Genomic DNA, 13,931 nt, shown 5'->3' on the forward strand with positions numbered 1-13,931 from the left:
CTCCATGGAACCACCGGCCCGATGCGAGACGTTTTCCGCGTGTCGCCTGTACCGTCGGGGCTCGCCGCCCCCAGGGCCTCTCATCTCCGCAGCCACCAGGAGCCCGCCGATGACCACCGCAACAGCCCGCAGCGACCGGCGGATCAGTCCGGTCTTCCTCGGCATCGCCGCCGTGACGGCGGTGTCCGGCTGGGCGGTGTGGACGGACTTCGCCGAGCAGCCGGGCTTCGCCACGTTCCTGTTCGTCACGGCGGCCTGGGTCGTCTCGCTCTGTCTCCACGAGTACGCCCACGCCCGGACGGCGCTGCACAGCGGCGACATCTCCATCGGCGCCAAGGGCTATCTGACCCTCAACCCCTTGAAGTACACACATGCGCTGCTGAGCATCGTGCTGCCCGTGCTGTTCGTGATCATGGGTGGCATCGGGCTGCCCGGTGGCGCGGTCTTCATCGAGCGGGGCCGGATCCGCGGCCGCTGGCGGCACAGCCTGATCTCGGCGGCGGGCCCGCTGACGAACGTCCTGTTCGCGCTCGTGTGCACCGCGCCGTTCTGGCTGGACGCGCTGGACGGCGTCCCGGTCGCCTTCCGGTACGCACTGGGCTTCCTGGCGCTGCTCCAGGTGACGGCCGCGATCCTGAACTCCGTACCGGTGCCGGGTCTGGACGGCTACGGGGTGATCGAGCCGTGGCTCTCGCACTCGGTCCGGCGCGCGGTGGAGCCGTTCGCGCCGTTCGGGCTGATCGCGGTCTTCGGCCTGCTGTGGGTCCCCGAGGTGAACGCGGCCTTCTTCGACGCGATCGACGCGCTGCTGCGGTCGCTGGGCGTCAGCGAGTTCGAGACGTACTGCGGTCTCGACGCCTACCGGTTCTGGCAGACGGCGAATCCGGTCTGCGCGATGAACGGGTAGCTGCCCTACACGCCCTGCGCGGTCTGGGCGGCCTGCGCGTTCCCGACGCGCTGCCGGCGTACGTAGTACCAGGACATGTTGGACGAGAGTCCGACCAGCAGCACCCAGACGATCCCGAGGAGCCAGCTGCCCTGCACGAAGGAGATCACGGCGGCTGCGACGGCGAGGACGCAGACGGCGATGGCGTAGAGAGCGAGGCGGGGCATGGGGGTGGCTCCTGTCGGGGGATGATGCGCGGTCCCGTCCAGTGTCCCCCATGCCCCCGGCCGCCGGGAGCAGGGTGCGGTGGCCGGCTCACACGTCGGTGGTGCGCAGCCCCGCGTGTGCCTTGTAGCGGCGGTTGACCGAGATCAGGTTGGCAACGAGTGACTCGACCTGGTGGGCGTTGCGAAGCCGGCCCGCGAAAATGCCGCGCATCCCCGGGATGCGGCCGGCCAGTGCCTGGACGATGTCGGTGTCGGCGCGGACCTCGCCCAGCACCAGCACGTCGGTGTCGATCTCCTCGATCGCCTCGTCCTGGAGCAGTACCGCCGAGAGGTGGTGGAAGGCGGCTGTGACGCGGGACTCCGGCAGCAGGGCGGCGGCCTGCTCGGCGGCGCTGCCCTCCTCGGGCTTCAGGGCGTAGGCGCCCTTCTTGTCGAAGCCGAGCGGGTTGACGCAGTCGATGACGAGTTTGCCGGCGAGTTCGTCGCGCAGGGACTCCAGGGTCTTGGCGTGCCCGTCCCAGGGCACCGCGACGATCACGACGTCGCTGTCGCGCGCGCAGTCGGCGTTGTCCGCGCCGCGGACGCCGTGCCCCAGCTCGTCGGCGGCGGCCTGCGCGCGGTCCGCCGCACGGGAGCCGATGATCACGTCCTGTCCCGCGCGGGCGAACCGGTAGGCGAGTCCGCGCCCTTGCGGGCCTGTGCCGCCGAGGACACCGATGGTGAGGCCGGACACGTCGGGAAGGTCCCAGGGGTCCTTGGCGGGGGGCTTGGGCGCGCTGCCGCTGTCATTTGTAGTCATGGCCCCGACACTACTGCCAGGTACGAGGGCGGGACGCTGCGTCCTCGGCCAGTGGGACGGACCTTCACGCGCGTCCTCGTACGGATGGTTCCGCCGCCGTTCGCCGGTGCGGGGCCCCTGCGTGGTGCATGATGCCGGGCCATGGATGCCGTACGGGTGGCGCTGCTGCGTGAGGTGCTTGCCGGGACCCAGTGGCCGTCGGCAGCCCGGCGGTTCGCCGGGACGCTGCGCTCGTCCGTCGTGCCGCACGGGGGCGGACTGCTGCTGGTGGGGACCGAGGTGTACGAGCCGTGGCACCTGGCGGCCCACCTGGTCGACGAGTCCACCTGGTCGGGGCTGCCCGAGCTGGTGCCCACGCTGGTGCGCCACCGGGTGGAGCCGGGCCGCCCGGCGCACCTGGCGGTGGGGCTCGGCCGCATCGAGGCGGCCGGGCGGGGCGAGACGCTGCTCGTGGTGGTGCCGGAGCGGCCGGGCGAGGGACTGCTGGAGCGGGTGCACGATGCCCGCAGGGCCGGGGCGACGGTCCTGTCGCTGGACAACGGTGATCCGGAGGTCCGGGGGCTCGCCCACGAGGCGCTCTCCGTGACGGGCGGTGACGAGGTGGACCTGGACACGGTCCAGCACCTGGTCAGCGCTGCGGCCGGGGAGAACAGCGCGCCTGTGCAGCGCGGCCGGCGGCGGTTCCGGGACCGGCTGTCCCGGCTCGCCGACCAGCTGACCGCGCCACCGCCGGCGCGGTGGTGACCCGGAACACCGCCGGCCCGGCTCCACGGTCGTAAATCTGTTTGCACCGGGCACGCACCGGGACGGACCATGTCTCCTCGTGACCTCTCGCCCCTCCCTCGCCGCCAGGCTCGCCGCGCTGCTGCCCGACCTCTCGCCCTGGCGTTCCTCGGCGGACTTCCGCCTGCTGTGGGTGCAGGGGATCGTCACCTACTTCGGCAGTTTCATGGCAATGATCGCGCTGCCGCTCCAGATCAAGGACCTCACCGGGTCCCCGCTCGCCGTCGGCGCGATGGGCGCGGTCGAGCTGGTGCCGCTGGTCGTGTTCGGGCTCTACGGCGGTGCGCTCGCCGACGCGGCGGACCGCCGCAAGGTCATCCTGGCCACGGAGGCGGGGCTCGGTCTGCTCGCGCTCGTCCTCCTGGTGAACGCGGCCCTGCCCGATCCGCTGCTGTGGCCGCTCTACGTGGTGGCCGGCGGCGTCTCCGCGCTCGCGGGGCTCCAGCGGCCCGCGCTGGACTCCCTGATGGCCCGCATCGTGCCGCACGACCAGCTGGGCGCGGCCGCCGCGCTGAACTCGCTGCGCTGGCAGGCCGGCGCGATCATGGGACCGGCGCTGGCAGGCCTGGTGGTGGCCTATGCCGGTCACGCCACGGCGTACGCGGTCACCGTCGTCACGTTCGCCGTCTCCGTGGCTCTGTGCCGCAGGCTCGCGCCCGCGCCGCCCGCGGAGGAGGGGACGAAGCCGTCGCTGCGCGGCATCGCGGAGGGGGCGCGCTACGCGTGGAGCCGGCCGGTGCTGCTCGGGACGTACGCGATCGACATGGCGGCGATGTTCTTCGCCTTCCCGAACACGATCTTCCCGTTCCTGAGCGACGAACTGGATGCCGAGTGGTCGCTGGGACTGATGTACGCGGCGGGCTCGGTCGGCTCCCTCGTGCTGGGCCTGACCAGCGGCTGGACCTCGCGGGTGCGCCGGCATGGACTGTTCGTGGTGTTCGGTGCGGCCGTCTGGGGGCTGGCCATCGCGGCGGCCGGGTGGTTCGGCAACGTATGGCTGGTGCTGGTCTGCCTGACGGTCGCCGGTGCGGGCGACATGCTCAGCGGGCTCGGCAGGTCGACCATCTGGAACCAGACGATCCCGGAGGAGCTGCGGGGCCGGCTGGCGGGCATCGAGGTGCTCTCGTACAGCGTGGGCCCGCAGCTGGGCCAGGTACGGGCCGGCGGTATGGCGGGGTGGACGGGGACCCGGACCGCGGTCTGGTCCGGGGGCGTGGCCTGCGTCGCCTCGGTGGCGCTGCTGGCGGCGGCCCTGCCGAAGCTCCTCACGTACGACTCGGAGACGGACGAGGACGCGCTGCGCAGACGGGCACGGAGCGAGGAGGCCCTGCGGGCGGCGTCGACGGGCTGAGCCCGGGGCCGCCGGCCCCGGACCCCCGCCTCAGAGGCCTCTCAGCCGCTCGCGTCCTCGTCCGGACCCTGGCGATCGTGCCATTTGGGGTCGGTCTCCCACTCCAGATTCCGCTCCTGCGCGGTCTCCATCGCGTGCTGCGCCTCCTGGCGGGAGGTGTACGGGCCGAAGCGGTCCTTGGCCGGGCACTCGGGGCCCTCCTCGACCTTCTTGTGCTCCAGGCAGTAGAACCACTCGCCCGGCTTGCCGACCGTGCGCTTCTTGAACAGGGCCATCAGCGGCTCCTTTCGTCGGTGCCATGCTGCCCCATACCCGCTGGTTAGGGCCTGTCATTCGGATCAGGCCGGATCCCGGACCCCGCGAGCCCGGCATGATCCGAATGACAGGCCCTAAACTCGCTGGCATGTCTGGCCAGTCGCTGCTTGTACCAGGGGAGCTCACTCCCGTCCGTTCCGTGCCCGGAAACATCCGGCGCCCCGAGTATGTGGGCAAGCCCGCCCCGACGCCGTACAGCGGCCCGGAGGTCCAGGACGCCGGCACCGTCGAGCGCATGCGCGTCGCGGGACGCATCGCCGCCCAGGCCATGGCCGAGGCGGCGAAGCACATCGCCCCGGGTGTCACGACGGACGAACTCGACCGGGTCGCCCATGAGTTCATGTGCGACCACGGCGCGTATCCGTCGACGCTGGGGTACCGGGGCTTCCCCAAGTCGCTCTGCACCTCGCTCAACGAGGTGATCTGCCACGGCATCCCGGACTCCACTGTGCTGCGCGACGGCGACATCGTGAACCTCGACGTGACGGCGTACATCAACGGGGTGCACGGCGACAACAACGCCACCTACCTCTGCGGTGACGTGGACGAGGAGTCGCGGCTGCTCGTGGAGCGCACCGAGGAGTCGCTGAGGCGGGCGATCAAGGCCGTGCGGCCGGGCCGCCAGGTCAATGTGATCGGCCGGGTCATCGAGTCGTACGCGAAGCGCTTCGGGTACGGGGTGGTGCGGGACTTCACGGGGCACGGGATCAACTCCTCGTTCCACTCCGGGCTGATCATTCCGCACTACGACAGCCCGCACGCCACCACCGTGATGCAGCCCGGCATGACCTTCACCATCGAGCCGATGCTGACGCTCGGGTCCCACGACTACGACATGTGGGACGACGGCTGGACCGTGGTCACGAAGGACCGGAAGCGCACGGCTCAGTTCGAGCACACGCTCGTGGTGACGGAGACGGGTGCCGAGATCCTGACACTCCCGTAACCCCACCGACCACCTCCTCGTCCGACGGCCGCCCCTTCCGGGCGGCCGTTCTGCGTGTACGCGGCGGTCCGCGCCCGCACGTTTTTACCGACAGGTCGTCGGGAAGTGGTTGACTTAGGTATGCCTAAGTAGGAAGATCGACGCATCGGCAGGCTCCGGGGCGAACAGCCTCGGCGGACCGATGCTTCCGTCTCTTTCTGGACTTCCCGTCCCCCTCGGTCCCCGGAGGCCCGCCTTGGACGCAACCGTCACCGCCACGCCCTTCTCGACGCTGATCCGCACCGCGTCGCACGAGCAGCACACCGAGGCGGAGACCTCGACCTTCATGAGCGATCTGCTCGGCGGGCGACTGGGGGTGGACGCGTACACGCGCTACACCGAGCAGCTGTGGTTCGTGTACCGGGCGCTGGAGGCCGGGGCCCAGGCACTGGCCGAGGACCCGGTCGCCGGGCCGTTCATCCGGCCCGAGCTGATGCGCACCGCCGAGCTGGAGCGCGATCTGGCGCATCTGCGGGGTGCGGACTGGCGCGAGGGCCTGGAGCCGCTCCCGGCCACGGCCGCGTACGCCGACCGGGTCGCCGAGTGCGCTCGCACCTGGCCCGCCGGGTACATCGCGCACCACTACACCCGCTACCTGGGCGACCTCTCGGGCGGTCAGATCATCCGCGACAAGGCGGAGAAGACGTGGGGCCTCGCGCACAAGGGTGACGGGGTGCGGTTCTACGTCTTCGAGGAGATATCCAACCCCGCCTCCTTCAAGCGGGGTTACCGGGAGCTGCTGGACGCGGTGAACGCGGACGATCTGGAGAAGCAGCGGATCGTGGACGAGTGCAAGCGCGCGTTCGCGCTGAACACCGCGGTGTTCCGGGAGCTGGGCGAGGTGTTCCCGCTCAGCGCCTGAGGACTGTCGGCGGCGGGGTACCCGGACCCGGGTACCCCGCCGCCTCGTCGTGTCCTCAATCGCCGAACGGGCTCGACTGCGCCAGTACGACCCGGCCGCCGATCTCCACCGCGCCGCCCGGTGCGGGCGCCGTGAGGATCTGGGAGCCGCGGCCCTGCATGATGTTCAGGGCGCGGCCCAGCTGAGCGCTGAGCAGCAGCGCCGCCGCCCCGGTCGCCTCGTCCTCGGCGATTCCGTCGTCCCGGCGCGGGAACGCCCGTGCCCTCACCCGGCCCGCGGCCTCGTCCTCCCACGCCCATGCGTAGAGCCAGCCCTCACCGGGCGGCGGGGCCGGCAGCGCATCGACCTCGGCGACCGAGCCGTACTGCTGAAGCGTGCGCGGCGGCGCCCACTCGGGGCGGGCGGTGATCCAGCTGAACTCGCCGTCCTGGCGGGCGAAGACCTCCCCCACCCCCAGCTCCAGGATCTCCAGGTCCAGCAGCCATGCGGCGCCGACCACGGGGTGTCCGGCGAACGGCAGCCGAAGCCCCGGTGTGTAGATGTCCAGGTGGCCGCGTTCGGGGTCGTCCACGAACACGGTCTCGCTGAAGCCGAGTTTCCGGGCGAGCTCCTGCCGGGAGACCTCGTCGGGGTGGTCGCGACCGTCGCGTACGACTCCGAGCGCGTTGCCGTGCCGGCCGTCGGGGCCGCAGAACACGCGCAGCACGTCGATGCCGGCGGGTACCTCGTATTCACTCACGAGCGCATTCAAGCACCGCCCGGGCACCCGCCCCGCGAGAAGGACGGTACCCGGGCGGTGCGCCGGGGATCAGACGGTACGGCGACGGCGGGCCACGACGACCGCTCCCGCACCGGCCGCCACGATGACGCCCGAGGCGGCGAACAGGGTGCCGGCCGGGAGGTCGGAGCCGGTGGAGGCCAGGGCGCCCGAGCCGCCGACCGTGCCGGCGCCGCCCACGGTGCCGCCGGTGGACGAGCCGCCGATCGGGAACGGGCCGCCGCGGGGGACGCGGTCGTCGTCCTGCACGATCCGGGCCTCGCGGCCGCGTACGCGGACCGGGTCGCCGTGCTGCACGACGGACGGATCGCGGTGGCGGGCCCGCCGGCCGGGGTGTTCACCGGCGCCTTGCTCAGCGAGGTCTACCGGCAGCCGGTCGAGGTGTTCCCGCATCCGCGGACGGGGGTGCCCCTCGTCGTCCCGGAAAGGGTCTCTTGACCATCGCTTGACCTTTTCAGGGCTCGCTCATGGGTCGGCTGTGATCCTTCCGTTCCTGCGAGTCCCCAGTGAGAGCTGAATCACTGCACGGGTGGGTATCGGTCAGGTAAGCCTCGGTTAAGTTAGGTCCGCCTCACCCACCTTTGTCCGACCGTTCCCCCTTCTCCTTCGTCCTCAAGTGGAGCCCGCATGCGAGCCGTTCGTTTCTCCGTCGTCACCGCTGCCGCCACCGTGGCCGCCCTGACCGCCGTCACGGGCTGCGCCGAGAAGAGCGACGGCAAGGGCGAGGGTGCCGTCCAGGTCGTCGCCAAGGACGACTCCTGCGAGGTCTCGAAGACGAAGCTGCCGGCCGGGCACATCGAGCTGGCCGTGCAGAACAAGGGCTCCAAGGTCACCGAGGTCTACGTCCTGTTCCCGGACGACCGCATCGTCGCCGAGCGCGAGAACATCGGCCCGGGCACCAAGGCCACCATCACCGCCGAGATCAAGGCCGGTGCGTACGAGATCGCCTGCAAGCCCGGCATGAAGGGCCACGGCATCCGTCAGAAGATCGAGGTCAGCGGCGGCAAGGTGGCCAAGCGCAGCCCCGAGATGGACAAGGCCGTCGCCGCCTACCGCACCTACGTCCAGGCGCAGGCCGACGAGACGCTGCCGAAGGTCAAGGTCTTCACCGACGCCGTCGCCGCCGGTGACCTCGAGGCCGCGAAGAAGGCCTACGCCGACTCCCGTATCGGCTGGGAGCGCACCGAGCCGGTCGCCGAGTCCTTCGGCGACATCGACCCGAAGGTCGACGTCCGCGAGGACGGCCTGGAGGACGGCCAGAAGTGGACCGGCTGGCACCGCCTGGAGAAGGCGCTGTGGCAGGACAAGAAGCTGGGCACCGAGGAGAAGGCGCTCGCGCCCACCCTCTACAAGGACCTGCTCGACTGGCAGAAGCGGGTCGGCACGGCGGAGATCACCCCGACCTCGATGGCCAACGGCGCCAAGGAGCTCCTCGACGAGGTCGCCACCGGCAAGGTCACCGGTGAGGAGGAGCGCTACAGCCACACCGACCTGGTCGACTTCAAGGCCAACGTCGAGGGTGCGGAGAAGTCCTACGAGCTGCTGAAGCCGATCGCCACGAAGAACGACGCGGCGCTGACCTCCTCCCTGGACAAGCAGTTCGCGGCACTGAACACGCTGCTCGACAAGTACCGCACGGACAAGAACTCCTACGTGTTCACCTCGTACGAGAAGGTCGGCAAGGCGGACCGCAAGGAGCTGTCGGACGCGGTCAACGCGCTGGCCGAGCCCCTTTCGCGGCTCGCCGCCGCGGTGACGAAGTAACCGGCCGGAAGGAGGTTCCGGACATGTCCGAGCAGAATCGGCAGACATCCGACGACGCCACCGAGACCTCCGGCGGCGCCCCGTCCCGGCGGGCGCTGCTCGGCTGGGGAGGCGCCGGGCTCGCACTCGGCGCGGCGGCAGCCGGCGGCGCGGTGGCCGCGGTGCGTTCCGGGGACACCCCGGTGACGGCCGCGGACAGCGGCGCGGCGGTTCCGTTCCACGGTGCGCACCAGGCCGGGATCGCCACCGCCGTCCAGGACCGCCTGCACTTCGCCGCGTTCGACGTGACGACGAAGGACCGCGCGGAACTGGTCGCGCTGCTCAAGGAGTGGACCCGGGCGGCCGAGCGGATGACGGCCGGCCACGCGGTCGGCGACGGGGCCTACGGGGGCCTGGCCGAGGCGCCGCCGGACGACACGGGCGAGGCCCTGGGGCTCAAGCCGTCCCGGCTGACGCTGACGATCGGCTTCGGCCCCTCGCTGTTCGCCAAGGGCCGGTTCGGCCTGGAGGACCGGCGCCCCGAGGCGCTCGTCGAGCTGCCCAAGTTCCCCGGCGACAACCTCGACAGGGCCCGCAGCGGCGGCGACCTGTGCGTCCAGGCCTGTGCGGACGACCCGCAGGTCGCGGTGCACGCCATCCGCAACCTCGCCAGGATCGGCATGGGCCGCACCGCGATCCGCTGGTCGCAGCTGGGCTTCGGCAAGACGTCCTCGACGACGCCCGACGCCCAGACCCCGCGCAACATGATGGGTTTCAAGGACGGCACCCGGAACATCTCCGGCACCGACACCGCCGCCCTCGACCAGCACGTGTGGGTCGGCGGGAAGGACGGGGCCGGCTGGATGACCGGGGGTTCCTACCTGGTGGCGCGGCGCATCCGGATGCACATCGAGACCTGGGACCGGACCGGACTGCAGGAGCAGGAGGACGTCTTCGGCCGCGACAAGGGCGAGGGCGCCCCGGTCGGCAAGGCGAAGGAGCGCGACGAGCCGTTCCTGAAGGCGATGCTGCCGACCGCTCACGTACGGCTCGCGCACCCCGACACCAATGACGGGGCGACGATCCTGCGGCGCGGCTACTCCTTCACCGACGGGACGGACGGCCTGGGGCGGCTCGACGCCGGGCTGTTCTTCCTCGCGTACCAGCGAGACACCCGCAAGGCGTTCGTACCGCTGCAGCGGCGCCTGGCGGCACACGACGCACTCAACGAGTACATCCAGCACGTGGGTTCGGCGCACTTCGCCGTCCCGCCGGGCGTCCGCGACAAGGACGACTGGTGGGGCCGGGCGCTGTTCTCGTAACGGGACTCGAAGCGGAAAGGGAACCGAAACGTGTTCAGTAACTTCCTGATCGGCCTGCGCGAGGGCCTTGAGGCCAGCCTGGTCGTCTGCATTCTCGTCGCGTACCTGGTGAAGACCGGCAACCGGCACAAGCTGGTGCCGATCTGGATCGGCGTCGCCATCGCGATCGTCGTCAGTCTGGCCTTCGGCGCCGGTCTCGAGTTCGGTTCGCAGGAGATGACGTTCAAGGCCCAGGAGGCGCTCGGCGGTTCGCTGTCGATCCTCTCGGTCGGTCTGGTGACCTGGATGGTCTTCTGGATGCGCCGCACCGCACGGCATCTCAAGGCGGAGCTGCACGGCAAGCTCGACGCGGCGCTCGCGATGGGCACCGGCGCCCTGGTCGCCACGGCGCTGCTCGCGGTGGGCCGTGAGGGCCTGGAGACCTCGCTGTTCGTGTGGCGTGCGGTGCACGCGGCGGATGACGGCTGGCATCCGATGATCGGTGCGGTGCTGGGCATCGCCACGGCCGTCGTGCTGGGGTGGCTGTTCTACCGGGGCGCGCTGAAGATCAACCTGGCGAAGTTCTTCACCTGGACCGGCGGCATGCTGGTGGTCGTCGCCGCGGGTGTGCTCGCGTACGGCGTCCACGACTTGCAGGAGGCCGAGTTCATCGGCGGTCTGCAGAACCGGGCGTTCGACATCAGCGCGACGATTCCGCCGGACAGCTGGTACGGCACGTTGCTGAAGGGGACGTTCAACTTCCAGCCCGATCCGACCGTTCTCCAGATCACGGTGTGGGCGCTGTATCTGATCCCCACCCTCGCGCTGTTCCTCTCCCCGGTAGGGTTCGGACGGTCAGAGAGCCCTGCAGTGGGGGCGACGGATCAGAAGGCGCGGAAAGCAACGGATGAGAAGCCTGAGGCCGGTTCGGCTGGCGACGGGGCTCGCGGCAGCGACGATGCTGACCATGACGGCGAGCGGGTGCGTGACGGTGCACGGCGAGCTGGAAGTCGTCCCGGCGGCGACGCGGTCTGAGGCCGCGCGGGCCCTGGATGCCTTCACCACCGCGTACAACGCGGCGGACAAGGCCTACGACCCCGCGCTGGACGCGGAGCAGGTCACCGGTTCGCTCGGCGCGATCAACCAGGCGGGGCTGCGGGCCCGCCAGAAGAACTATCCGAACGGCAACGCGAAGCACCGGGCGCTGGAACTGACCGACGCGAACTACGTCATCCCGAAGAAGGCCGGCTGGCCGCGGTGGTTCCTCGCGGACACGGACTCCAACCGTGATCAGGACAGCGGGAAGCTCGACACCCGCTGGCTGTTCGTCTTCGTCAAGTCCGGCCCCGACGTGGGGTGGAAGGCCGCCTATCTGTCGGTCGCCACCCCCTCCCAGCTCCCCGACTTCGTGAAGGACGGCGAGGGGCGGGCCACGCCGGTGGCCGCGGACAGCAGCGAACTGGCGGTGGCTCCGCAGGACTTGGGTGCGCGGTACACGGGATACCTGCAAAAGGGCACGCCGGACGTGTTCGCCCCCGGAGCGTCCACCTCGGAATGGCGCGACGCCCGCCTGAACACCCGGCGGGCCGGCTTCTCCTACCAGTACATCGACCGGCCGCTGAACAGCGGGGCGTTCGGGCCGCTCGCCCTGAAGACGGCGGACGGTGGCGCGCTGGTCTTCTTCAGCAGCAAGCACTTCGAACAGCAGACCGCGGCGAAGGGGCTGCGTCCGACGGTCTCCCGTGACGTCGAGGCACTGCTGACCGGAGAGGTGCAGAGCACGCTCACGAAGGAGCGGGTCTCCAGCCAGCTGGTGTACGTCCCCAAGAAGGGTGCCGGGTCGGGCAAGGTGATCATGCTGAACCGTGTGCCGGGGCTGACGGCGGCGAAGGGGTCCTAGGCGGATCCCGTGCCGGGGCTGACGGCGGCGAAGGGGTCCTGGGGGACCCCTCTCCCTCACTCCCGCCCCGGCTACCGGCTCATTGGCCAGGCCACCGACTCGTGGTCGACGTCGCTCTGCTCGGCGGAGCCCACGAACCGCGCACACGCGTCCGTCAGGGTCTCCAGCAGCGTCAGCGGGTCCGGCAGTGGATTCTCCGGTCCCCGGACCCAGCGGACGTCCACCTCACCGGGGAGCATGGCCGGCGGCAGCAGCACATAACTGCCTCGGCAGTGCCACCGCAGTCCGGGGTGCTCGTCCATCGTCTCGGGGTGGCAGTCCAGCTCGCACGGCCACCACTCGTCCTCGTCCTCCGGCGTACCGCGCGTCGCGGTGAAGAAGAGCATCCGGTCGTCACCGGAGCGGGCCACCGGGCCCACCTCGATACCGGCGGCGAGGAGCCGTTCCAGCGCCTGCGTGCCCGCCGACAGCGGCACGTCGAGAACGTCGTGGATCATGCCGGTCGCCGTGATGAAGTTGGCCTGCGGCTGGCTGCGCGCCCAGCGCTCGATCTGTGCACGGTCGGTCGTGGACTGCGTCTGCCAGGCGAAGGAGACCGGATGCCTGGCGGGGGTGGGACAGCCGACGCGTTCGCACGAACATCGGTAGCCGATCGGATGGGCGGCGGGCGCGATCGGCATCCCCGCCTCGGCGACAGCCAGGAGCAGCGCCTCCCGTGCGGTGCCGTCGACATCGCCCTGCTGCGGTTTGGGCCGTCGGCGCAGCCAGTGGGAAAACCTGCTCTCCGAGCCGCGACTATGGCTGAAATCGGCGCCCATCTATCCCCTTACCTCAGCGTTGCCCCTGCCCATGGTCCCACCATCCTGCGCTTCGGGTGGCCAGAGTCCTGAAGCGGGGTACGACGAGCGATGCTGCACAGTGACCGCTATCACACTTATTGTCATGAAATGGCGGATGAATTTCAGGTGTTCGGAGCCCCGGAAGGAGGCAGCCGCCGCCCGCCGCCCCCGTACGGAGCGAGGCGGTCGCACATATCACAGCTGCGCGGAACCACCCGATCGGTCCACTGCGCCGCGGCCCCGGACGGCGCACCATGGGCTCACGCACACACCCGTGCGACGCACCGGCCGCAGCGGCCACCAATGCCGCAGCGACGATTCGTGAGGAGCCCTCATTGCCTCGTGAAGCCACACCCCGCCGCTACCTGATGTGCGCCCCGGCGCACTTCAAGGTGACGTACTCCATCAACCCCTGGATGGACCCCACCAAACCCGTCGACCTGCCGCTGGCGCAGACCCAGTGGGAGGACCTGCGCGACCGCTACCGCACCCTCGGTCACACCGTCGAGCTGCTCACGCCCCACCCGGAACTGCCGGACATGGTCTTCGCCGCCAACGGGGCCACCGTCATCGACGGCCGGGTGCTGGGGGCCCGCTTCGCCTACCAGGAACGGTTCCCGGAGGCGGCCGCCCACCGCGACTGGTTCCGCGGCCACGGCTTCACCGAGGTCCGTGAGCCGGTCCACGTCAACGAGGGCGAGGGCGACTTCGCGGTGACCTCCTCGTACGTCCTGGCGGGGCGCGGCTTCCGGTCCAGTCCGCTCTCGCACGACGAGGCCCAGGAGTTCTTCGGGCGGCCGGTGATCGGCCTCGATCTGGTCGATCCGCGCTACTACCACCTGGACACTGCGCTGAGCGTGCTGGACGACGCGGCCGACGAGATCATGTACTACCCGGGCGCCTTCTCGCCGGGCAGCCGGGCCGTGCTGGCCCGGCTCTTCCCGGACGCGCTGATCGCGAGCGAGGCGGACGCGGCCGCGTTCGGGGCTGAACGCGGTGAGCGACGGGCTCCACGTACTGCTGCCGCAGGCCGCCACGGGCCTGTTCGACCCGCTGCGGGACCGCGGCTTCGAACCGGTGCCGATGGATCTCGGCGAGCTGCTCAAGGGCGGCGGCAGCGTGAAGTGCTGCACCCAGGAGCTGCGCGGCTAGCCGGCCGGAG

Annotated in this window: 14 protein-coding genes and 2 pseudogenes; 11 read left to right on the forward strand and 5 right to left on the reverse strand. The window is 70.7% G+C overall.

Going from position 1 to position 13,931, the window contains the following annotated elements:
- Positions 1-109 precede the first annotated feature (109 nt).
- On the forward strand, positions 110-907 hold the full coding sequence (locus tag SH922_RS10955) for a site-2 protease family protein (RefSeq protein WP_393057390.1): 798 nt from the start codon (positions 110-112) through the stop codon (positions 905-907).
- Positions 908-912: 5 nt separating this feature from the next.
- Here SH922_RS10955 and SH922_RS10960 read toward each other — a convergent pair whose 3' ends face one another.
- Entirely contained in the window at positions 913-1,113 is a 201-nt protein-coding gene (locus SH922_RS10960; RefSeq protein WP_393057392.1) for a hypothetical protein, read from the reverse strand.
- Positions 1,114-1,201: 88 nt separating this feature from the next.
- Positions 1,202-1,912, reverse strand: a complete 711-nt coding sequence (gene npdG / locus SH922_RS10965; RefSeq protein WP_393057394.1) for an NADPH-dependent F420 reductase — start codon at positions 1,910-1,912, stop codon at positions 1,202-1,204.
- Between the two features lie 141 nt (positions 1,913-2,053).
- Between npdG and SH922_RS10970 the strand changes: the two genes are divergently transcribed.
- Both SH922_RS10970 and SH922_RS10975 read left to right on the forward strand, forming a co-directional pair.
- Positions 2,054-2,656, forward strand: a complete 603-nt coding sequence (locus SH922_RS10970) for a hypothetical protein (RefSeq protein ID WP_393057396.1) — start codon at positions 2,054-2,056, stop codon at positions 2,654-2,656.
- Between the two features lie 79 nt (positions 2,657-2,735).
- Positions 2,736-4,046: an MFS transporter gene (locus SH922_RS10975; protein WP_393057398.1), complete on the forward strand. Its 1,311-nt coding sequence runs from the start codon at positions 2,736-2,738 to the stop codon at positions 4,044-4,046.
- Between the two features lie 41 nt (positions 4,047-4,087).
- Here the strand turns inward: SH922_RS10975 and SH922_RS10980 are convergent, their stop codons facing one another.
- On the reverse strand, positions 4,088-4,321 hold the full coding sequence (locus tag SH922_RS10980; RefSeq protein ID WP_393057400.1) for a hypothetical protein: 234 nt from the start codon (positions 4,319-4,321) through the stop codon (positions 4,088-4,090).
- Between the two features lie 128 nt (positions 4,322-4,449).
- On the opposite strand from SH922_RS10980, the gene map reads away from it, so the two are divergent.
- The gene (gene map / locus SH922_RS10985; RefSeq protein WP_393057402.1) at positions 4,450-5,307 is read left to right on the forward strand and encodes a type I methionyl aminopeptidase; all 858 of its coding nucleotides are present in this window, start codon (positions 4,450-4,452) and stop codon (positions 5,305-5,307) included.
- A gap of 235 nt (positions 5,308-5,542) precedes the next feature.
- Positions 5,543-6,208 (forward strand): heme oxygenase (biliverdin-producing), encoded by a 666-nt coding sequence (locus SH922_RS10990; protein ID WP_393057404.1) that lies wholly within the window; start codon positions 5,543-5,545, stop codon positions 6,206-6,208.
- A gap of 55 nt (positions 6,209-6,263) precedes the next feature.
- Here SH922_RS10990 and SH922_RS10995 read toward each other — a convergent pair whose 3' ends face one another.
- Entirely contained in the window at positions 6,264-6,947 is a 684-nt protein-coding gene (locus SH922_RS10995; RefSeq protein ID WP_393057406.1) for a PhzF family phenazine biosynthesis protein, read from the reverse strand.
- A 246-nt stretch (positions 6,948-7,193) separates the two neighbouring features.
- On the opposite strand from SH922_RS10995, the pseudogene SH922_RS11000 reads away from it, so the two are divergent.
- The 5 genes and pseudogenes from SH922_RS11000 to SH922_RS11020 all read left to right on the forward strand — a co-directional run.
- A pseudogene (locus SH922_RS11000) lies at positions 7,194-7,424 on the forward strand (hemin ABC transporter ATP-binding protein); the annotation flags it as partial.
- Positions 7,425-7,613: 189 nt separating this feature from the next.
- Positions 7,614-8,750 carry an iron uptake system protein EfeO gene (efeO, locus tag SH922_RS11005; RefSeq protein ID WP_393057408.1) on the forward strand — a complete coding sequence of 379 codons (1,137 nt, stop codon included), beginning with the start codon at positions 7,614-7,616 and terminating at the stop codon, positions 8,748-8,750.
- 23 nt (positions 8,751-8,773) lie between these two features.
- Positions 8,774-10,051, forward strand: a complete 1,278-nt coding sequence (gene efeB, locus SH922_RS11010; protein WP_393057410.1) for an iron uptake transporter deferrochelatase/peroxidase subunit — start codon at positions 8,774-8,776, stop codon at positions 10,049-10,051.
- 30 nt (positions 10,052-10,081) lie between these two features.
- Positions 10,082-11,065, forward strand: a complete 984-nt coding sequence (gene efeU / locus SH922_RS11015; RefSeq protein ID WP_393057412.1) for an iron uptake transporter permease EfeU — start codon at positions 10,082-10,084, stop codon at positions 11,063-11,065.
- A complete protein-coding gene (locus tag SH922_RS11020) occupies positions 10,998-11,930 on the forward strand; it encodes a hypothetical protein (protein WP_393057414.1) in 933 nt (310 codons plus the stop codon). The genes efeU and SH922_RS11020 overlap by 68 nt, the downstream gene beginning before the upstream one ends.
- A 71-nt stretch (positions 11,931-12,001) precedes the next feature.
- Here SH922_RS11020 and SH922_RS11025 read toward each other — a convergent pair whose 3' ends face one another.
- Positions 12,002-12,748, reverse strand: a complete 747-nt coding sequence (locus SH922_RS11025) for a bifunctional DNA primase/polymerase (RefSeq protein WP_393057416.1) — start codon at positions 12,746-12,748, stop codon at positions 12,002-12,004.
- A 389-nt stretch (positions 12,749-13,137) separates the two neighbouring features.
- On the opposite strand from SH922_RS11025, the pseudogene ddaH reads away from it, so the two are divergent.
- Positions 13,138-13,921, forward strand: a pseudogene (gene ddaH / locus SH922_RS11030) (dimethylargininase).
- Positions 13,922-13,931: the final 10 nt, after the last annotated feature.

Source organism: Streptomyces sp. LN549 (assembly GCF_043203805.1).
GTDB lineage: Bacteria > Actinomycetota > Actinomycetes > Streptomycetales > Streptomycetaceae > Streptomyces.

What these genes read in the sequence shown, in the direction of transcription:
- SH922_RS10955 (WP_393057390.1), top strand. Translation starts at nt 110, where the DNA reads ATGACCACCGCAACAGCCCGCAGCGACCGGCGGATCAGTCCGGTCTTC.
- SH922_RS10960 (WP_393057392.1), bottom strand. Translation starts at nt 1,113, where the DNA reads ATGCCCCGCCTCGCTCTCTACGCCATCGCCGTCTGCGTCCTCGCCGTC.
- npdG (WP_393057394.1), bottom strand. Translation starts at nt 1,912, where the DNA reads ATGACTACAAATGACAGCGGCAGCGCGCCCAAGCCCCCCGCCAAGGAC.
- SH922_RS10970 (WP_393057396.1), top strand. Translation starts at nt 2,054, where the DNA reads ATGGATGCCGTACGGGTGGCGCTGCTGCGTGAGGTGCTTGCCGGGACC.
- SH922_RS10980 (WP_393057400.1), bottom strand. Translation starts at nt 4,321, where the DNA reads ATGGCCCTGTTCAAGAAGCGCACGGTCGGCAAGCCGGGCGAGTGGTTC.
- map (WP_393057402.1), top strand. Translation starts at nt 4,450, where the DNA reads ATGTCTGGCCAGTCGCTGCTTGTACCAGGGGAGCTCACTCCCGTCCGT.
- efeO (WP_393057408.1), top strand. Translation starts at nt 7,614, where the DNA reads ATGCGAGCCGTTCGTTTCTCCGTCGTCACCGCTGCCGCCACCGTGGCC.
- efeB (WP_393057410.1), top strand. Translation starts at nt 8,774, where the DNA reads ATGTCCGAGCAGAATCGGCAGACATCCGACGACGCCACCGAGACCTCC.
- SH922_RS11020 (WP_393057414.1), top strand. Translation starts at nt 10,998, where the DNA reads ATGACGGCGAGCGGGTGCGTGACGGTGCACGGCGAGCTGGAAGTCGTC.
- SH922_RS11025 (WP_393057416.1), bottom strand. Translation starts at nt 12,748, where the DNA reads ATGGGCGCCGATTTCAGCCATAGTCGCGGCTCGGAGAGCAGGTTTTCC.